General features: G+C 71.9%; 18 protein-coding genes. 14 read left to right on the plus strand and 4 right to left on the minus strand.

Annotated features, from left to right (window positions below; translation table 11 throughout):
• The first annotated feature begins 29 nt into the window (after nucleotides 1-29).
• The 6 genes from PVK74_RS26030 (at nucleotide 30) to PVK74_RS26055 (ending at nucleotide 6,658) form a co-directional block, all read left to right on the plus strand.
• Nucleotides 30-980, plus strand: coding sequence for a hypothetical protein (locus tag PVK74_RS26030; RefSeq protein WP_274477435.1), 951 nt, complete (start codon nucleotides 30-32; stop codon nucleotides 978-980).
• A 159-nt stretch (nucleotides 981-1,139) separates the two neighbouring features.
• On the plus strand, nucleotides 1,140-3,665 hold the full coding sequence (locus PVK74_RS26035; RefSeq protein ID WP_274477436.1) for a bifunctional FO biosynthesis protein CofGH: 2,526 nt from the start codon (nucleotides 1,140-1,142) through the stop codon (nucleotides 3,663-3,665).
• A gap of 153 nt (nucleotides 3,666-3,818) precedes the next feature.
• Complete coding sequence (locus PVK74_RS26040; RefSeq protein ID WP_030501355.1) at nucleotides 3,819-4,115, plus strand: hypothetical protein; 297 nt, start codon at nucleotides 3,819-3,821, stop codon at nucleotides 4,113-4,115.
• Nucleotides 4,116-4,188: 73 nt separating this feature from the next.
• Nucleotides 4,189-5,586, plus strand: coding sequence for a DUF4331 domain-containing protein (locus tag PVK74_RS26045; protein WP_274477437.1), 1,398 nt, complete (start codon nucleotides 4,189-4,191; stop codon nucleotides 5,584-5,586).
• A 12-nt stretch (nucleotides 5,587-5,598) separates the two neighbouring features.
• Entirely contained in the window at nucleotides 5,599-5,937 is a 339-nt protein-coding gene (locus tag PVK74_RS26050; RefSeq protein WP_274477438.1) for a phospholipase, read from the plus strand.
• 460 nt (nucleotides 5,938-6,397) lie between these two features.
• On the plus strand, nucleotides 6,398-6,658 hold the full coding sequence (locus PVK74_RS26055) for a WhiB family transcriptional regulator (protein WP_013284161.1): 261 nt from the start codon (nucleotides 6,398-6,400) through the stop codon (nucleotides 6,656-6,658).
• Nucleotides 6,659-6,740: 82 nt separating this feature from the next.
• Here the strand turns inward: PVK74_RS26055 and PVK74_RS26060 are convergent, their stop codons facing one another.
• Nucleotides 6,741-7,190 (minus strand): metallopeptidase family protein, encoded by a 450-nt coding sequence (locus PVK74_RS26060; RefSeq protein WP_018787548.1) that lies wholly within the window; start codon nucleotides 7,188-7,190, stop codon nucleotides 6,741-6,743.
• 153 nt (nucleotides 7,191-7,343) lie between these two features.
• On the opposite strand from PVK74_RS26060, the gene PVK74_RS26065 reads away from it, so the two are divergent.
• Nucleotides 7,344-7,718, plus strand: coding sequence for a DUF3499 domain-containing protein (locus PVK74_RS26065; protein WP_043326466.1), 375 nt, complete (start codon nucleotides 7,344-7,346; stop codon nucleotides 7,716-7,718).
• Between the two features lie 100 nt (nucleotides 7,719-7,818).
• Here the strand turns inward: PVK74_RS26065 and PVK74_RS26070 are convergent, their stop codons facing one another.
• The 3 genes from PVK74_RS26070 to PVK74_RS26080 form a co-directional block, all read right to left on the minus strand.
• A complete protein-coding gene (locus PVK74_RS26070; protein ID WP_274479323.1) occupies nucleotides 7,819-9,198 on the minus strand; it encodes an NAD(P)/FAD-dependent oxidoreductase in 1,380 nt (459 codons plus the stop codon).
• A gap of 5 nt (nucleotides 9,199-9,203) precedes the next feature.
• On the minus strand, nucleotides 9,204-10,550 hold the full coding sequence (locus PVK74_RS26075; RefSeq protein WP_043326464.1) for an aspartate aminotransferase family protein: 1,347 nt from the start codon (nucleotides 10,548-10,550) through the stop codon (nucleotides 9,204-9,206).
• 148 nt (nucleotides 10,551-10,698) lie between these two features.
• A complete protein-coding gene (locus PVK74_RS26080; protein WP_030501361.1) occupies nucleotides 10,699-11,211 on the minus strand; it encodes an Lrp/AsnC family transcriptional regulator in 513 nt (170 codons plus the stop codon).
• 206 nt (nucleotides 11,212-11,417) lie between these two features.
• On the opposite strand from PVK74_RS26080, the gene PVK74_RS26085 reads away from it, so the two are divergent.
• The 7 genes from PVK74_RS26085 (at nucleotide 11,418) to speB (ending at nucleotide 19,254) form a co-directional block, all read left to right on the plus strand.
• Nucleotides 11,418-12,602, plus strand: coding sequence for a polyamine ABC transporter substrate-binding protein (locus PVK74_RS26085; protein ID WP_064447711.1), 1,185 nt, complete (start codon nucleotides 11,418-11,420; stop codon nucleotides 12,600-12,602).
• Complete coding sequence (locus PVK74_RS26090) at nucleotides 12,599-13,756, plus strand: ABC transporter ATP-binding protein (RefSeq protein ID WP_113971993.1); 1,158 nt, start codon at nucleotides 12,599-12,601, stop codon at nucleotides 13,754-13,756. The genes PVK74_RS26085 and PVK74_RS26090 overlap by 4 nt, the downstream gene beginning before the upstream one ends.
• Nucleotides 13,757-13,832: 76 nt before the next feature.
• On the plus strand, nucleotides 13,833-14,741 hold the full coding sequence (locus PVK74_RS26095) for an ABC transporter permease (RefSeq protein WP_113971992.1): 909 nt from the start codon (nucleotides 13,833-13,835) through the stop codon (nucleotides 14,739-14,741).
• Between the two features lie 58 nt (nucleotides 14,742-14,799).
• Nucleotides 14,800-15,624: an ABC transporter permease gene (locus PVK74_RS26100; protein ID WP_043326456.1), complete on the plus strand. Its 825-nt coding sequence runs from the start codon at nucleotides 14,800-14,802 to the stop codon at nucleotides 15,622-15,624.
• A complete protein-coding gene (locus PVK74_RS26105; RefSeq protein WP_043326455.1) occupies nucleotides 15,621-17,042 on the plus strand; it encodes an NAD(P)/FAD-dependent oxidoreductase in 1,422 nt (473 codons plus the stop codon). The genes PVK74_RS26100 and PVK74_RS26105 overlap by 4 nt, the downstream gene beginning before the upstream one ends.
• The gene (locus tag PVK74_RS26110) at nucleotides 17,042-18,244 is read left to right on the plus strand and encodes a saccharopine dehydrogenase family protein (protein WP_274477439.1); all 1,203 of its coding nucleotides are present in this window, start codon (nucleotides 17,042-17,044) and stop codon (nucleotides 18,242-18,244) included. The genes PVK74_RS26105 and PVK74_RS26110 overlap by 1 nt, the downstream gene beginning before the upstream one ends.
• The gene (gene speB, locus PVK74_RS26115) at nucleotides 18,241-19,254 is read left to right on the plus strand and encodes an agmatinase (RefSeq protein WP_274477440.1); all 1,014 of its coding nucleotides are present in this window, start codon (nucleotides 18,241-18,243) and stop codon (nucleotides 19,252-19,254) included. The genes PVK74_RS26110 and speB overlap by 4 nt, the downstream gene beginning before the upstream one ends.
• Nucleotides 19,255-19,262 lie beyond the last annotated feature (8 nt).

The following is a 19,262-nucleotide window of genomic DNA, read 5'->3' on the forward strand; positions in this document are numbered from 1 at the left end:
CTGTCCGCTTTCGTCCCCTGGGGGAGTCCGTGACCAGCCCCGCCGAGCCCGCGTCCGGCGACGCCGCGCAGGCCAGCCAGTTGATCAAGCCGTTGCGCGAACTGGCCGCGCTCGTCCTTCTCGGCGCCAACGCCGTGCTGCTCTTCGTCGGCCTGCTGCGCCTGCTGGTGCCGGTCGACGACTACAGCACGTTCAGCGGCCGGGCGGGAAGCACGTACTTCAGCTTCGTCGGCCTGGAGGCGACGGTCCTGCCGTTGCTCGCCGTCCTGATCGCCACCGTGATCCGCCCGGTCGTGCCGAAGGCCAAGCTGATCACGCAGGTGGCGCTGGTCGAGTACGCCGTGTCCGCCGTGTTCGGCGCGCTGACGTTCCTGATCTGGCTGGTCGGCCGGCTCGCCGACGGTGAGGTGCTCGATGCGTTCCTCGGTCTGCTGACCCGCGCTGCCTGGCTGGCGCTCTTCGCGGTCGCCGCGTTCGTGGTGTTCAAGATCTGGCGCACGCTCTACTACGTGCCGAAGCCCAAGGCGCAGCCGGGCGTGTACGGCCAGGCCCAGCCCGGCTGGCCGCAGCAGCCGGGGCAGCCCGGCGGCTACCCCGGTCCGGGTGGCTACCCGCAGCAGCCCGGCCCGGGCTACCCGCAGGCCGGCTCGCCGCCGCCCGGCTGGCCGCAGCAGCCCGGCCAGTACGGCCAGCCGCAGTCGGCGCCGCCGTTCAACACCGCGCCGCCGCACGCCCCGCAGTCCGGCCCGCCGTTCGCCGACCCGCAGTCGGCCCCGCAGTCCGGCTCGCCGTTCGCCGGTCCGCAGCAGGCGCCGCAGTACGGCTCGCCGCAGTCCGCGCCGCCGTTCGGCCAGCCGCCGTCGGCCGACCCGACGCAGGCGATCCCGCGCCAGTCCGCCGAACCGGGCGCGTCGACGCCCGCCGCCGACGACGAGCGCACCCAGCGGTTCGACCGCGAGGACCCGAACCAGCCCCGCTGAGCCGCGCGGCGGGCGACGGAGCGCCGTCGCCCGCCCGACGGCAGGCTCCCGACGGCCCGCGCCGGTCCCGCTGTGAGGCGGGCCACGCGGGCCGTCCCGTTGCCCGGACCGCGAGCGGGCGCGGGCGGCCTGTCGCCCGGCAGCGCATAGGCTGGGCGGATGGTTGATCGCAGCGACCCCGAACCGACCGAGGCGAGCGTCCGGCGGGCGCTGGGACGGGCCGCCACCGGCCGGGCGCTCGACGCCGACGAGGCCGGCGCGCTGCTCGCCGCGCGCGGGCAGATGCTCGACGAACTGCTCCGGATCGCCGGTGAGATCCGCGACGCCGGGCTGCGCGACGCCGGGCGGCCGGGCGTGGTCACGTACTCGAAGAAGGTCTTCATCCCGCTGACCCGGCTCTGCCGGGACCGCTGCCACTACTGCACGTTCGCGACCGTGCCGCACCGGCTGCCCGCCGCCTACCTGGAGCGCGACGAGGTGCTGGCGATCGCCCGCGAGGGCGCCGCGCAGGGCTGCAAGGAGGCGCTGTTCACGCTCGGCGACCGGCCGGAGGAGCGGTGGCCGGCGGCCCGCCGGTGGCTGGACGAGCGGGGGTACGACTCGACGCTGGACTACCTGCGCGCCTGCGCGGTGGCGGTGCTGGAGGAGACCGGCCTGCTGCCCCACCTCAACCCGGGCGTGCTCTCCTGGTCGGAGCTGCAGCGGCTCAAGCCGGTCGCGCCGAGCATGGGCATGATGCTGGAGACCACCGCCACCCGGCTGTGGTCCGAGCCGGGCGGCCCGCACTTCGGCTCACCGGACAAGGAGCCGGCGGTCCGCCTGCGGGTGCTCGACGACGCCGGCCGGGTCGGGGTGCCGTTCACCACCGGCATCCTGATCGGCATCGGCGAGAACCGGGTCGAGCGGGTCGACGCGATCTTCGCGATCCGCCGCGCGATGCGGGAGTACGGCCACCTCCAGGAGGTGATCGTGCAGAACTTCCGCGCCAAGCCGGACACGGCGATGCGCGGCATGCCGGACGCGGAGCTGCACGACCTGGCCGCCACCGTGGCGGTGGCCCGGGTGCTGCTCGGCCCGAAGGCCCGCATCCAGGCTCCGCCGAACCTGATCGCGGGCGAGTACGACCTGCTGCTGCGCGCCGGCATCGACGACTGGGGCGGCGTCTCCCCGGTCACGCCCGACCACGTCAACCCGGAGCGCCCCTGGCCGCACCTGGAGGAGCTGGCGGCGCGTACCGCGAGTGCCGGGTTCACGCTGCGCGAGCGGCTGACCGTCTACCCGGAGTACGTCCGCGCGGGCGGCCCGTGGCTGGACCCGCGCCTGCTGCCGCACGTCACGGCGCTCGCCGACCCGGCCACCGGGCTCGCGGTCGAGGAGGCCCGCCCGGTGGGGCAGCCCTGGCAGGAGCCGGAGGAGACCTACGGCGGCCGGACCGACCTGCACGCCACCATCGACGTCACCGGCCGCACCGAGGACCGGCGGGGCGACTTCGACAGCGTGTACGGCGACTGGGCCGAGGTGGCCGGCAAGGTGGCGCCGCAGGCGCGCGCGGGCGTACCCCTTGCCGGTGGCGCGGACGCCGACCTGCGCGCGGGCCTGCGGCTGGCCGCGGACGACCCGGCCGCGCTGCTGACGCCGGCGCACGAGGCGAAGGCGCTGGCGCTGTTCGGCGCGGACGGCCCGGCGCTGGACGAGTTGTGCCGGCTCGCCGACGACGCGCGCCGGGACGCGGTGGGTGACGACGTGACGTACGTGGTGAACCGGAACATCAACTTCACGAACGTCTGCTACGTGGGGTGCCGGTTCTGCGCGTTCGCCCAGCGGGAGAGCGACGCCGACGCGTTCCGGCTGTCCCTGGAACAGGTCGCCGACCGGGCCGAGGAGGCGTGGACGGCCGGCGCGACCGAGGTCTGCCTTCAGGGCGGCATCGACCCGAAGATGCCGGTCACCGGCTACGCCGACATCGTCCGGGCGATCAAGGAGCGGGTGCCGGGCATGCACGTGCACGCGTTCTCCCCGATGGAGATCGTCACCGCCGCCGCGAAGGCCGGCGTGCCGGTGCGGGAGTGGCTGCTCCAGCTCCGCGAGGCCGGGCTGGACACCATCCCGGGCACCGCCGCGGAGATCCTCGACGACGACGTGCGCTGGGTGCTCACCAAGGGCAAGCTGCCGGCCGCCGCCTGGGTCGAGGTGGTGAGCACGGCGCACGAGCTGGGCATCCGGTCCAGCTCCACGATGATGTACGGCCACGTCGACCACCCGGGCCAGTGGCTGGCCCACTTCCGGGTGCTGGCCGGGGTGCAGGACCGTACCGGCGGCTTCACCGAGTTCGTGGCGCTGCCGTTCGTGCACACGAACGCGCCGATCTACCTGGCCGGCATCGCCCGCCCGGGTCCGACGTGGCGGGAGAACCGGGCGGTGCACGCGATGGCCCGGTTGCTGCTGCACGGGCGGATCGGCAACATCCAGTGCTCCTGGGTGAAGCTCGGCGACGAGGGCACGGTGGCGATGCTGCGTGGCGGCTGCAACGACCTCGGCGGCACGCTGATGGAGGAGACCATCTCCCGGATGGCCGGCTCGGGCAACGGCTCGGCCCGTACCGAGGAGCAGTTGCGGGCCATCGCCACCGCCGCGGGCCGCCCGTTCCGCAAGCGGACGACCGCGTACGGTCACGCCGGCGCCTGAGGTCGAACCTTTCCCCGTCGCCTGCCGTACCTGTGGATGCCGGCGGCGGTTTCGGCGAGGACCGCCGCCGGTGACCCCAGAACCGGGGCCCGGCGGTGTCCGGGCGTCCCGGGCCCGTTGCGGCGCTGCGGCGCCGGTCCGGAAAGGTTGCCGATGAGCACTGACGAGACCACCGACGCGCCGAAGAAACGGCGGACCTGGCCGCGGTTGACCCGCAGGCAGACGCTCACCGCCGCGGCGAGCGCGACGCTGGGCGCCGCCGCCCTCACCGTGCCGGGCCTGTCCGCCGCGCAGAACTCCCCCACGGCGAGCCGGCGCGACGAGCCGATCGTGGCTCACCTCCGCGACGCCGCCACCGGCGCGATCGACGTCTTCGTCGGTACGACAAGGGTCGAGATCCGCGACCGCGGTCTGGCCGACCGCCTGGTGCGCGCCGCCGGCCGGCGCTGATCCCACCCCTCCACCGGCGTGGGCTCCCGGCGCCGGTTCCGTCTTCCGTTCCCCCGACGAAGGTGCGTCCGTCATGTCCTCTCACCGCGAGGCCCCGGAGATCGCCAAGGATCCGGTCGCCGACAGTTCCGACCTGTACGCGTTCGTCACGCCGAGCCAGCCGGACACGGTCACGTTGATCGCCAACTACGTGCCGCTGCAACTTCCCTCCGGCGGCCCGAACTTCTTCGAGTTCGGCGACGACGTCCGGTACGAGATTCACATCGACAACGACGGCGACGGTAATCCGGACGTCACCTATCGTTTCGAATTCACCACCGAGATCACGAACCAGAACAGCTTTCTCTACAACACCGGGCCGATCGAGTCGCTGGAGAGCAAGAACTGGAACCGGCGGCAGTTCTACCGGCTGACCCGGATCGCCGACGGCCGGGCGCGGGTGCTGGCGCACAAGCTGCCCTGCCCGCCCTGCAACGTCGGGCCGCTGTCCACCCCGAAGTACCAGAACCTGGTACGCCAGGCGACGTTCAAGCTGTCCACCGGCGAGAAGGTGTTCGCCGGCCAGCGGGCCGACGGCTTCTTCGTCGACCTGGGCGCGGTGTTCGACCTGGGCACGCTGCGGCCGTTCCAGCAGTTGCACGTGGCCGGCAAGAAGCTGTTCCGGACCGAGGGCGAGCCGGTGAACGCGCTGGACCGGCTGAACGTGCACAGCCTCGCCGTGCAGGTGCCGCTGAGCCAGGTGCGCCGTAAGGCCGCCCGCTACGGCGTGGCCGACCGCGCCTCGACCATCGGGGTGTGGACCAGCGCGTCCCGCCAGCAGGTCCGGGTGCTCGGCGACCGGGTCTCCGCGGACACCGCGGCCGGTCCGTTCACCCAGGTGTCGCGGCTCGGTAACCCGTTGTTCAACGAGGTCATCGTGCCGATGTCCCGGAAGGACGTCTGGAACACGCTGCCGCCGTCGGAGGACAAGCGCTTCGCCGGGTTCGTCGAGCGGCCCGAGCTGGCCGCGCTGCTGCCGGCGCTGTACCCGGGCGTGTTCGGAAATCTGGACGCGCTGAACAAGTCCAAGAAGCCGCGCGCCGACCTGGTGGCGATCCTGCTCACCGGAATCCCGGCCGGACTGATCGACGGCTTCGCCAACACCACCGGCGACGTCCAGGCGGACATGCTGCGGCTGAACACGGCGATCCGGCCCAGCCGCACACCGGACCGGTTCGGCGTGCTCGGCGGCGACCTGGCCGGTTACCCGAACGGCCGTCGCGTCGCCGACGACGTGGTGACGATCGCGCTGCGTGCCATCGCGGGACTGACCGTGCCACTTGTCGACAAGACGTTCCGTCCGGACGCCGCCGCCGCGGCGGTCACGCCGGGTCTGAGCGCGGCCGACGTCACCGCGCCGTTCCTGGCCGACTTCCCGTTCCTCGGCACACCGTACGACGGGTTCGGCAACCCGCAGGCGAAGAAGTCCTGACGGGAGACGCGGATGTCACACCATCACGATCTCGGCCCGTCGGAGGTCGGCAGCGTCGTGCTCGACCTCGGCGGCGACCGCGGCGCGCTGATCATCCACACCGGCCGGGACCTGCACGGCCGGGAAATCGAGATCAGCCGGGCGGACCTCGACAGCCCGCGGACCCACTCCGCGGTACGCGAGCGGCACGTCCTGGACGGGGTCTTCCACAGTGCCGTCTACCCGGATCTGGAGGCGGGTGTCTATACCGTCTGGCGGGACGAGAACACATCGGCCGGCGCGATCTCTGTTACCGGTGGGTGTATCGCCGAATTCGTCTGGCCGACCAGCTCACCCGCCCGGGTGGACTGAACCGGCGACCGCGCCGACGCCTGCGCCCTGTCCACATGGTGGACGGGGCGCAGTCGGCGTTGGACGGCTCGGCGGGCGGTACCGCAACGAGCGCGTTACCCTTTGGCCCACCAATTCTGATCTTGGTACGAGCGGCCGGCGGGGGCGTCCGGCCGGCCCGCCGGCGGTGCGCCACGGCAGAAAACTTCCGGCAACTCGCCGGGGAGGGCGTTACTCGTCCGGGGTCTGAATCGATAGGGCAGGTTGCGAGGCTACGGGCGACCGCGGCGGTCGTCCCGGACGTGTCGGGAGGGCGACTCCATTATCAAGTTTGGCTTGACGGCGCACGCATTACACGCGTGTAATTTGAATGGGGTTGTTCGCACGGAACGCAACAAATGGTGACCGTACGGACAGGCACGCCTTTCGCGTGGGGGGTTGCAGCGGCGAATGACGCCGGTGCGCGACAAGGAGGCAATCGATGGACGGCCAGCTCGAGGTGGCCGACCTGCTCGGGAACGCGCCGGAGTGGCAGGAGCGGGCGCTCTGCTCGCAGACCGACCCGGAGGCGTTCTTTCCCGAGAAGGGCGGCTCGACCCGCGAGGCGAAGCGCATCTGCTCGCGGTGCGAAGTGAAGACGGAATGCCTGGAGTACGCGCTCGGCCACGACGAGCGGTTCGGAATCTGGGGTGGCCTCTCCGAGCGGGAGCGGCGCAAGCTCAAGCGGCGGGTCGCCGCCTGATCCACGTACGGGCCGACGGGCGGTGGGGGCCGTCCGGGCCCGGGTCGCTGTCCGGCCGGCGGGGGCCGGCCGGGTGGCGGCGTCAGGCCAGCTCGTCCGGGTCCACCCCGAGCAGATTCGCCACCTGCTCGATGATCACGTCGTGCACCAGGTCGGCGAGATCCTCGCGGTCCATCGCGCGGAACTCCAGCGGCCGCCGGTAGAGCACGATCCGGGGCGGCACCTCCTGGCGGCCGGGCCGCCCGGGCAGCAGCCGGGCGAGCGGCACCTCGCCGTCCTCCAGCACGTCCGAGTCGTAGACGTTCAGATCCGGCGGGACGTCCTCGACCGCGAACTCCACCCCGGCCAGCTCCTTGGCGAACCGGCGTTCGAGCGTCTCCACCGTGTCGAGCACCAGGTCGTCGAAGACCTCGGCCTTCGTCCGGGCCAGCGGGACGGTGGCCGGCACCAGCCGCCCGCGCAGCCCGCGACCGTGCCGGTCACGGTGGGTGCGCCGGCCGGAGCCGGGGCGGCGGTTCTGCGGGCTCGTCATGACGGACAGGGTAGCCCGGGGCGGCGGTCCACCCGTCGCCGCGCGGCTGTCCGGCGCGCCGGGGAGCCGATCGGAGGAATTGTGATCACCATGACGGGCGTGTCGTAACGCGAAGCGGTGCGCCGGACCCGGTAATGGGGATACCCTGCCGCCGTGAGGTCACCACGGCGCTGCTCCCGTAACGGCTGCCCCCGGCAAGCGGTCGCCACATTGACCTATGTCTACAACGAGTCGACGGCGGTGGTGGGCCCGCTCGCCGCGTTCGCCGAACCGCACACGTACGACCTGTGTGAGCCGCACGCCCGCAGCCTGACCGCCCCGCGCGGCTGGGACGTGGTGCGGCACGAGGGTGAGTTCGAGCCGCCGCCGCCCACCACCGACGACCTGGTGGCGCTGGCCGAGGCGGTCCGTGAGGCCGCCCGCCCCGCCCCGCCCCGTCCCCCCGAGGACGAACCCACCACCAAGCCCCAGGCCCCCCACCAGCAGGGCCGCCGGGGCCACCTCCGGGTCATCCCACCCCACCACTGACCGACCCCGCCGCCCTCCGCGCGTTGATCAAGGAGTTTGTGTCAAGGAAACCGTGTCCGGGAGACACAAACTCCTTGATCAACGGATTGGGAACCCGGGGTCAGTGGCCCAGGAAGCGGTTGAAGAGGTCGGCTCGGCGGGACGTGCGGGACGTACGGTGCTCGGTGTGGTCGGCTGAGGACATGATCCTCAGGCCGGCGTTCATCGCCAGCCAGCGCAGCGGCTCCGGTTCCCAGCGCGGGGAGCGGTGGCCCACCCAGGGAAGTGCCGTGAGGTCGGTCTCCACGCCGCGGATCAGGTCGGCCAGCGTACGACCGGCGAGGTTGCTCGTGCCCACTCCGTCACCGACGTACCCGCCGGCCCAGGCGAGCCCGGTGCGGCGGTCCAGCCCCACCGACGCGGCCCAGTCCCGGGCCACGCCGAGCGGCCCGCCCCAGGCGTGCGTCACCGGCACGTCCGGCCCGAGCACCGGGAACAGTTCCCCGAGCGTCCGGCGCAGCGCCGCGAACACCCGCGGCTCCCGGTCGAAGCCCGGCCGCACCCGGGAGGCGTAGTGGTAGGGCGCGCCCCGCCCGCCGAACGCGAGCCGGCCGTCGGCGGTGCGCTGGCCGTACACGATGACGTGCCGGTAGTCGGAGAACGTCTCCCGCTCCGCCAGCCCGATCCGCGCCCACGTCTCCTCGGGCAGCGGCGGGGTGGCCACCATCAGCGAGTAGACGGGCGCCACTGTGCGCCGCTGGCCGGGTAGCCCGGGCGTGTAGCCCTCGGTCGCGCGGACCACCACCGGCGTCCGGACCACGCCCGCCGGTGTCACCGCCGCGCCCGGCCGCAGCGCGGTCACCGGGGTGCGCTCGTGGATGCGTACGCCCCGGCGCTCCACCGCCCGCGCCAGGCCCCGGACCAGCTTCGCCGGGTGCACGGCGGCGCAGTGCGGGGTGTACGTGCCGCCGCGTACCCCCTCGGCGTCGCACCGCGCGGCGGCCTCGGCGGCGTCCAGCAGCGTCAGGTCGTCGTCGGTGAGCCCGTGCGCGTGGGCCTGGTCGACCTCGGCGCGGGCCCGGGCGAGCTGGACCTCGCTGCGCGCCAGCGTCACCGTGCCGCCGGCCCGCCAGTCGCAGTCGATGCCCTCGGCGGCGGCGACCCGCCCCACCTCGCCGACCGTGTCGTGCATGGCCCGTTGCAGGGCGAGCGCGCGGTCCCGGCCGTGGCGTCGGGCCAGCGCCGGCAGCGAGGTGGGGAACAGCGCCGAGCACCAGCCGCCGTTGCGCCCGGATGCGCCGTACCCGGCGATCTCCCGCTCCAGCACGACGACGCGCAACGTGGGGTCGGCCTCGGCCAGGTAGTACGCCGTCCACAGCCCGGTGTACCCGGCGCCCACGATCGCCACGTCGGCGTCCGTGTCGCCGGGCAACCCGGGTCGCGGTGTCAGCGGCTCGTCCAGGCTGGACAGCCAGTACGAGAGGTGCCGGTAACCGGTCATCGGCGTCAGAGCCGGGACCACGCCTCGGTCAGCACCGCGCGCAGGATCTGCTCGATCTCGTCGAAGTGCTGCTGGTCGGCGATCAGCGGCGGGGCGAGCTGCACCACCGGGTCGCCACGGTCGTCGGCCCGGCAGTAGAGCCCGGCGTCGAACAGCGCGGTGGACAGGAAGCCGCGCAGCAGCCGCTCCGACTCGGCCTCGTCGAACGTCTCCCGCGTGGTCTTGTCCTTGACCAGCTCGATGCCGTAGAAGTAGCCGTCACCGCGGACGTCGCCGACGATCGGCAGGTCGTGCAGCTTCTCCAGGGTGGACCGGAACGCGCCCTCGTTGGCCCGGACGTGCCCGATCAGGTCCTCCCGGGCGAACACCTCCAGGTTGGCCAGCGCGACCGCGCAGGAGACCGGGTGGCCGCCGAACGTCACGCCGTGCGCGAACATGCCGGTCTCGGTGAGGAACGGCTCCATCAGCCGCTCGCTGGCGATCATCGCGCCGAGCGGGGCGTAGCCGGAGGTGATGCCCTTGGCGGTGGTGATGATGTCCGGCTGGTAGCCGTACCGCACCGCGCCGAAGTACTCGCCGAGCCGGCCCCAGGAGCAGATCACCTCGTCGCTGACCAGCAGCACGTCGTACGCGTCGCAGATCTCGCGTACCCGCTCGAAGTATCCGGGCGGCGGCGGGAAGCAGCCGCCGGAGTTCTGCACCGGCTCCAGGAAGACGGCGGCGACCGTCTCCGGCCCCTCCCGCTCGATCGCGCGGCCGATCTCCTCGGCGGCCCAGCGGCCGAACGCCTCGGGGTCGTCGCCGTGTTCGGGGGCGCGGTAGAAGTTGGTGTTCGGCACCTTGATGCCACCCGGCACCAGCGGCTCGAAGTCGGTCTTGATGCCGGGCAGGCCGGTGATCGACAGCGCGCCCATCGAGGTGCCGTGGTAGGCGATGTAGCGGCTGACCACCTTGTGCTTGGTGGGCTTGCCGGTGCGCTTGAAGTAGGCCCGGGCCAGCTTCCACGCCGCCTCGACGGCCTCGGAGCCGCCGGTGGTGAAGAAGACCCGGTTCAGGTCGCCGGGCGTGAGCGTGGCGATCTTCTCGGCCAGCTCGACGGCCTTCGGGTGGGCGTACGACCAGAGTGGGAAGTAGGCCAGCTCGCCGGCCTGCTTGGCGGCGGCCTCGGCCAGCTCGGCGCGGCCGTGGCCGGCGTTGACGACGAACAGCCCGGCCAGCCCGTCCAGGTAGCGGCGGCCCTGCGCGTCCCAGACGTACGCGCCCTCGCCCCGGACGATTGTCGGAACCTCGCCGGCGGGGTAGCTCGCCATGCGGGTGAAGTGCATCCACAGGTGGTCGGTGGCGTTGGCCATGTCAGCCCCATCGGGTCTCGGGCCGGTCAGGGGTGACACCGGCCGCTCTGCCCACGGTTATCCCACAGGCGGTGCCGATAAGGCAAGCGAAGAAGCTTCACCGCGACGGATTCAGCGCCATAGCACTGTGCTGTCAACGGAATCCGCATCAGGCGGTGCCCCAACTGTAGGTCTGCTTGCGCAGCTTCAGGTAGACGAACGCCTCGGTGGAGAGCACTCCGGGCACGCCGCGCAGCTTCTGCAGGATCTCCAGCAGGTGCGCGTCGTTGCGGCAGACCACCTCGGCCAGCAGGTCGAACGAGCCGGCGGTGATCACCACGTAGTCGATCTCCTCGAACTCGGCCAGCCGGTCGGCCACCGACTCCAGGTCACCGTCGGTGCGCAGCCCGATCATGGCCTGGCGGGGGAAGCCGAGCTGGAGCGGATCGGTGACCGCGACGATCTGCATGACGCCCGCGTCGAGCAGTCGCTGCACCCGCTGGCGTACCGCCGCCTCGGAGAGGCCCACCGCCTTGCCGATGCTCGCGTACGGGCGGCGCCCGTCCTCCTGGAGCTGCTCGATGATCTGCTTCGCCACGTCGTCGAGCAGAACGTGATTGGCGCCTTCACGCACGGTGACCCGACGGCCGCCGTTGGCGTTCTCCTGGTGCCGGTTGACCATCGACGCTCCTTGTATCCGATTCTTCGTATCGAGCGTAGTGCCCCGCGCAGTCTGGCGTATTTCGTGGCGACTGGCTATTCCAGCAACGGAATCCCTTGTGAGAGAGGTTTTCTCATGTCAGGATCAGTCGTCCATCGCCACTGACCCTCCCGCCGGCGTGCCGCCCCCCGTCCCGCCGCCGACGATGCCCCCCAAGGAGTCGTCACATGCGTAGTCCCCTTCGGACCCTCACCCGGCGTGGTCTGCTCACCGGGACCGTCGGCTCGGCCGCACTGCTCGCCACCGCGGGCGCCCTGGCCGGCTGCGGGACCAAGGGCGCCCAGCAGACCGAAGCCGGTTGCAAGAGCGAGGATCTGTCCGCCACCGAGAAGAAGGTCGCCTTCTCGAACTGGCCGCAGTACATGGACACCGACGAGAAGGACGAGTCCAAGCGCCCCACGCTCGACGCGTTCGTCGCCGCCACCGGCATCCAGGTGACGTACACCGAGGACGTCAACGACAACAACGAGTTCTTCGGCAAGGTGCGCAACCAGCTCGCCGGGTGTCAGAGCACCGGCCGGGACATCATGGTGCTCACCGACTGGATGGCCGCCCGGGTGATCCGCCTCGGCTGGGTCCAGAAGCTGGACAAGTCGAAGATGCCGAACGTCGAGGCGAACCTGCTGCAGTCGCTGCGCGGTCGCTCCTTCGACGCCGAGACCCAGCTCGCCGTCCCGTGGCAGTCCGGTCTCGCCGGGCTCGCGTACAACGCGAACGTCACCAAGGAGATCCGCACCGTCGACGAGCTGCTCACCCGCCCCGATCTCAAGGGCAAGGTGACTGTGCTGTCGGAGATGCGCGACACCATCGGCCTGCTGCTCCAGTCGCTCGGCCACGACCCGGCCAAGTTCACCTCGGCCCAGTTCGACGACGCGCTGAACAAGCTGAAGAAGGCCGTGGACAGCAAGCAGATCCGGCGGTTCACCGGCAACGACTACGCGCCCGATCTGGCCAAGGGCGACATCGCCGCGTGCATCGGCTGGTCCGGCGACGTGGTCCAGCTCGGCTTCGACGACGAGAAGATCAAGTTCGTGGTGCCCGAGTCCGGCGTGATGCTCTGGTCGGACAACATGCTGGTGCCGAACAAGGCCACCCACAAGGCTAACGCCGAGGCGTTGATGAACCACTACTACGACCCGGCGGTGGCGGCGAAGCTGGCCGCGTACGTCAACTACATCTGCCCGGTGCAGGGCGCGCAGGCCGAGATGGAGAAGATCGACCCGGACCTGGCGAGCAACCCGCTGATCTTCCCGGACGACACGATGCTGTCCAAAGCCAAGGTCTTCATGGCGCTCGACGAGGCGCAGGAGAAGGAGTACGAGACCAAGTTCCAGCAGGTGATCGGCGCGTGAAGGGGCAGCAGACCCCGGCCGGCGACCTGCGCCTGGTCGACCTGACCAAGCGGTTCGGCGTCTTCACCGCCGTCGACGACCTCACCCTCACCATCCCGCAGGGCTCGTTCTTCGCCCTGCTCGGCGCGTCCGGCTGCGGCAAGACCACCACACTGCGGATGATCGCCGGGCTGGAGCAGCCGACCAGCGGGCAGGTGCTGCTCGGCGAGCAGGACATCGCCGGGCTGCGGCCGTACAAGCGGCCGGTGAACACCGTCTTCCAGAGCTACGCGCTCTTCCCGCATCTGGACATCCACGAGAACGTGGCGTTCGGGCTGCGCCGCCGCGGCATCCGCAAGGTGAGCGACCAGGTCGAGCGGATGCTCGCGCTGGTGCAGCTCGAAGGGTACGGCCGGCGCCGCCCGGCCCAGCTCTCCGGCGGCCAGCAGCAGCGCGTCGCGCTGGCCCGGGCGCTCATCAACCACCCGCAGGTGCTGCTGCTCGACGAGCCGCTCGGCGCGCTCGACCTGAAGCTGCGCCGGCAGATGCAGATCGAGCTGAAGCGGATCCAGACCGAGGTCGGCATCACGTTCGTGCACGTCACCCACGACCAGGAGGAGGCCATGACGATGGCCGACACGGTCGCGGTGATGAACGCCGGCCGGATCGAGCAGCTCGGCGCGCCCGCCGAGATCTACGAGTACCCGGCCACCGCGTTCGTGGCGAACTTCCTCGGCCAGTCCAACCTGCTCGCCGCCGAAGCCGGCGGGCGCGCCGCCGACGACGTGCTGGTCACGGCGCACGGCTCGCGCTTCTCGGTGCCCGCCGGCCGGGCCCGGCTCACCGACGGGCCGGCCTTCCTCGGCGTACGTCCGGAGAAGCTGCACCTGGTCGACGACCCGGACCGGGTGCCGGCCGGACACCAGCACGTCGGTGGCGTGGTCAGCGACGCCTCCTACGTCGGGGTGAGCACCCAGTACCTGGTGCGCACCGCGTGGGGCAGCGAGCTGACCGCGTTCGCCGCGAACAGCGGGCTGGGCGGTCAGTTGGCGGTCGGCACGGCGGTGACCGCGCACTGGGATCCGCGGCACGCGTTCCTGCTGCCCCGGGCCGCCGGTGAGGACGACCAGACCGCGCCGCTGCTCGACGAGCCGCCGGTGGGTGCGTCGGCATGAGCGAGCGCAGCGAGCGAATCGGCTGGCTCAGCGCGAAGGTGTCTCATGGCGGCACGGAGCGAAGCGGAGTGGCGGCATGAGCGCGCTGGCCCACGTACCGGCCTCCGCCGGGAAACCGGCGCCGCCGCCGGTGCGGCGCGGGCGCAGCCGGCTCCTGCCGTACCTGTTGCTGCTGCCCGGCGCGGTCTGGCTGCTCGTCTTCTTCGCGCTGCCGCTGGTGCAGCTCGCCTCGGCCAGCCTCTACGACCCGGCCGGCTCGCTCTCCACCGGGTACGCGATGACCTGGGCGTTCGGCAACTACCCGGACGCGCTCCAGGCGTACTGGCCGCAGTTCTCCCGGTCGTTCCTCTACTCGGCCATCGCGCTGGTGCTCGCGCTGCTGATGGGCTACCCGCTGGCGTACGCGATCGCGCAGAAGGCCGGCCGGTGGAAGAACCTGCTGCTGGTGGCCGTGGTCGCGCCGATGTTCACCAGCTTCCTGGTGCGCACGCTGGCCTGGAAGACCATCCTGTCGGACAACGGCGCGCTGGTCGGGCTGCTGCGCGACGTGCACCTGCTCGGACCGGACGGCCGGCTGCTGGCCACCCCGATCGCCGTGGTGCTCGGCCTGACGTACAACTTCCTGCCGTTCCTGGTGCTGCCGCTGTACGCGAGCCTGGAGCGGCTCGATCCCCGGCTGCTGGAGGCGGCCAGCGACCTGTACGCGAGCCCGCTGCGCGCGTTCGCCAAGGTCACGCTGCCGCTGTCGATGCCCGGCCTGATCGCCGGCACGCTGCTGTTCTTCATCCCGGCCACCGGTGACTACATCAACGCCGAGCTGCTCGGTACGCCGAACGAGTACATGATCGGCAACGTCATCGACTCGGCGTTCCTGGTCCGGCTGGACTATCCGCAGGGCGCGGCGCTGTCGTTCCTGCTGATGGCCGCGATCCTGGCGATCGTCTTCGTCTACCTGCGGAAGGCCGGCACGGAGGAGGTGCTGTGATGAGCGCGAGGAGCGCAGCGAAGCGGAGCCCCGCAGTCGCGAATGGAGGCAGGCTCTGATGAGGCGCTGGCTCGCCGACCGGTGGGTGATGGGCGTGGCCCTGCTCGTCCTCGGCTACCTGACGCTGCCGATCATGGTGGTCGCCGGTCTGTCCTTCAACCGGCCCTCCAGCCGGCTCTCCTACGATTTCAACGAGTTCACGCTCGACAACTGGAAGCAGCCCTGCGCCACCTCGGACATGTGCGACGCCGTGGTGCGCAGCATGCAGATCGGGCTCATCGCCACAGTCGTCTCCACGCTCCTCGGCACGCTGATGGCGTTCGCGCTGGTCCGGCACAGCTTCCGCGGGCGGTCCGGGCTCAACGGGCTGATCTTCCTGCCGATGGCCACCCCGGAACTCGTGATGGGCACCTCGCTGCTCGCCCTCTTCGTCGCCGCCGGGGTGCCGCAGGGCTTCTGGACCATCGTCATCGCGCACGTCATGTTCTGCGTGTCGTTCGTCGTGGTCACCGTGAAGGCCCGGCTCTCCGGCATGGACCGGCGGCTGGAGGAGGCCGCGATGGACCTGTACGCCAGCGAGTGGCAGACGTTCCGGCGGATCACGCTGCCGCTGGTGCTGCCGGGCATCGTGGCCGCCGCGCTGCTGGCCTTCTCGCTCAGCTTCGACGACTTCATCATCACGAACTTCAACGCCGGCACCACAGTCACGTTCCCCATGTACGTCTGGGGCGCCTCCCAGCGGGGCATCCCGCCGCAGGTGAACGTGATCGGCACGGCCATGTTCGTGATCGCGTTGCTGCTGGTCGGGGCCACCTCGCTGCGCGGGCGGCGGGCGCGACGGGCCGCCCTCGCGGTGGTCGCCACACCGGCGGGCAAGCCATGACACTCCCGCATACCGGCCGGGCGCTGGCCGACGCCGCGCCCGTGCCGTACTGGCTGGACCGCCCGGAGCGGCCCGACCCGCTGCCGCCGCTGTCCGGCTCGCACACCGCCGACCTGCTCGTGGTCGGCGGCGGGTACGCCGGACTGTGGACCGCGCTGCTCGCAAAGGAGGCCGACCCGGACCGGGACGTGCTGCTGGTCGACGCGGGCACGTGCGGCTGGGCGGCGTCCGGGCGCAACGGCGGGTTCTGCGCCGCCTCGCTGACCCACGGGCTCGCCAACGGCGTCGAGCGGTTCCCCGGCGAGATCGGCGAGCTGGAACGGCTGGGCCGGGAGAACCTGGACGCCATCGCCGCCACGGTGGCGAAGTACGACATCGACTGCGACTTCGAACGCACCGGTGAGCTGGCGGTGGCGGTCGAGCCGTACCAGCTCGACGGGCTCGCCGCGGACGCCGACCTGGCCCGCCGGTACGGCCACGACGTGCGGCTGCTCGACCGCGACGAGGTACGCGCCGAGGTGGCGTCGCCGACGTACCTGGGCGGGATGTGGGACCGCGACCGGGTGGCGCTGCTCGACCCGGCGAAGCTCGCCTGGGGACTGCGCCGGGCCGCACTCGACCTGGGCGTACGCGTGCACGAGCACACCCGCGTCACCGGCCTGGCCGGCGACGGCGCGGCGCTGCTCGCCAGCACGGCGGGCGGCGCGGACGCGGCGCCCGGCGCGGTACGGGCGCGGCAGGTCGTGCTCGCCACGAACGCGTTCCCGCCGCTGCTGCGCCGGCTGCGTTCCTGGATCGTGCCGGTCTACGACTACGCGCTGATGACCGAGCCGCTGACCGCCGCGCAGCGCGACGCGATCGGCTGGCGGCACCGGCAGGGGCTCGCCGACACCGGCAACCAGTTCCACTACTACCGGCTCACCGCCGACAACCGGATCCTGTTCGGCGGCTACGACGCGATCTACCACTACGGCAACCGGGTGGCGCCCGCGCTGGAGCAGCGCGAGGCCACCTTCACTACGCTCGCCTCGCACTTCTTCACGACGTTCCCGCAGCTCGCCGATGTGCGCTTCAGTCACCGCTGGGGTGGCGTCATCGACACCTGCACCCGGTTCTGCGCGTTCTTCGGCACCGCGTACTCCGGACGCCTGGCGTACGCGGCCGGGTTCACCGGGCTCGGCGTGGGCGCGACGCGATTCGGCGCCCGCGTGACGCTCGACCTGCTCTCCGGCACCGACACCCCGCTGACCCGGCTCGACCTGGTGCGCCGCAAGCCGCTGCCGTTCCCGCCGGAACCGGTCCGGTCCGTGGGCATCAACCTCACCCGCTGGTCGCTCGCCCGCGCCGACGCGCGCGACGGACGGCGCAACCTCTGGCTCCGTACTCTCGACCGTCTTGGACTGGGGTTCGACTCCTGATGCGTATCCTCCTCGTCGGCGCCGGTGGCGTCGGCTCCGCAGCCGTATCCATCGCCGCCCGCCGTACCTTCTTCGAGCTCATGGTGGTCGCCGACCACGACCCGGCGCGCGCGGCGCGGGCCGTCGCCGGGCACGGCGACCGGTTCGTCGCCGCCACTGTGGACGCTTCCTCCGCCGACGCGGTGGCCGCGCTGTGCCGGGAACACCGGATCACGCACGTCCTGAACGCGGTCGACCCGCGTTTCGTCATGCCGATCTTCGAAGGCGCGTTCGCCGCCGGGGCCGACTACCTGGACATGGCGATGTCGCTGTCCCGGCCGCACCCCGAGCGTCCCTACGCCCAGACCGGGGTCAAGCTCGGCGACGAGCAGTTCGCCGTCGCGGAGCAATGGGCCGCCGCGGGGCGGCTCGCGCTCTGCGGCATCGGCGTCGAACCGGGCCTGTCCGACGTCTTCGCCCGCTACGCCGCCGACGAACTCTTCGCCGAGATCGACGAGATCGGGGTACGCGACGGCGCGAACCTGACGGTCGCCGGCTACGACTTCGCGCCCTCGTTCTCCATCTGGACCACCATCGAGGAGTGCCTCAACCCGCCGGTGATCTGGGAGGCCGGGCGCGGCTGGTTCACCACCGAACCGTTCAGCGAGCCGGAGGTCTTCGACTTCCCGGACGGGATCGGCCCGGTCGAGTGCGTCAACGTCGAGCACGAGGAGGTGCTGCTCATCCCGCGCTGGGTCCAGGCGAAGCGGGTCACCTTCAAGTACGGCCTCGGCGCCGAGTTCATCGAGGTGCTGCGCACGCTGCACAAGCTCGGGCTCGACTCGACCGAGCCGGTGCGGGTACGCGGCGTCGACGTGTCGCCGCGCGACCTGGTGGCCGCCGCGCTGCCCGACCCGGCCACGCTCGGCGACCGGATGAGCGGCAAGACCTGCGCCGGCACGTACGTCACAGGCACCGGCCCGGACGGGCAGCCGCGCCGGGTCTACCTGTACCACGTGGTCGACAACGAGTGGTCGATGGCCGAGTACGGCCACCAGGCGGTGGTCTGGCAGACCGCCGTCAACCCGGTCGTCGCGCTGGAGCTGCTCGCCACCGGCGCCTGGTCCGGCACGGGCGTGCTCGGTCCCGAGGCGTTCCCGCCGACCCCCTTCCTGGACCTGCTCACCGGCTACGGTTCGCCGTGGGGGATGGAGGAACGATGACCCGGTACGGCCCGATGTACGGCCCCGACATCACGTTCCTCGGCGTGCCGCCGTGCACGGTCGAGGAGCCGGTCACGTACGCCGACGCGGACGTGGTGATCATCGGGGCGCCGTTCGACGGTGGCACCTCGCACCGGCCGGGCACCCGGTTCGGGCCGTCCGCCATCCGGCAGGCCTGCTACCTGCCGCACGACGGCTCCCGCCCGTCGCTGGCGCTGCGCGTGGACGGGCTGAAGGACCTGTGCGTCTACGACGCCGGCGACGTGGAGATGTTCAGCGGCGACATCGAGCGTTCGCTCGTCGCGCTGGAGACCGCCGTGCACGCGGTCGCCGCCGCCGGGGCGATCCCGGTGGTCCTCGGCGGCGACCACTCCATCGCGCTGTCCGACGCCACCGGCGTGGCCCGGCACCACGGCCTCGGCCGGGTGTCGCTGGTGCACTTCGACGCGCACGCCGACACCGGGGACGTCGAGTTCGGTTCGCTGCACGGTCACGGCCAGCCGATGCGCCGGCTGATCGAGTCCGGTGCGGTACGCGGCGACCGCTTCCTCCAGATCGGGCTGCGCGGCTACTGGCCCGGCCCGGACACGCTGGCGTGGATGGCCGAGCAGCGGATGCGCTCGTACGAGATGACCGAGATCGTGGCGCGCGGCCTCGACACCTGCCTCACCGAGGCGTTCGGCATCGCGACCGACGAGTGCGAGGGCGTGTTCCTCTCCGTCGACGTGGACGTGGTCGACCCCGGCATGGCCCCCGGCACCGGCACGCCAGAGCCGGGCGGGTTCACCTCCCGGCAACTGCTCGACGCGGTCCGCCGGGTCTGTTACGAGCTGCCGGTGGTCGGGTTGGACGTGGTCGAGGTCGCCCCGCCGTACGACCACGCCGACATCACCGCGTACCTGGGCAACCGGGTGGTGCTGGAGGCGCTCTCAGCGATAGCCCGCCGCCGCCACGACGCCGAAACCGGAACCCCGTGGAACCCCACCCAGCCGCTCCTGGATGACCGCTGACTGGTAGG

The sequence above is a fragment of the Micromonospora chalcea genome (genome assembly GCF_028768405.1).
Classification (GTDB): domain Bacteria; phylum Actinomycetota; class Actinomycetes; order Mycobacteriales; family Micromonosporaceae; genus Micromonospora; species Micromonospora chalcea.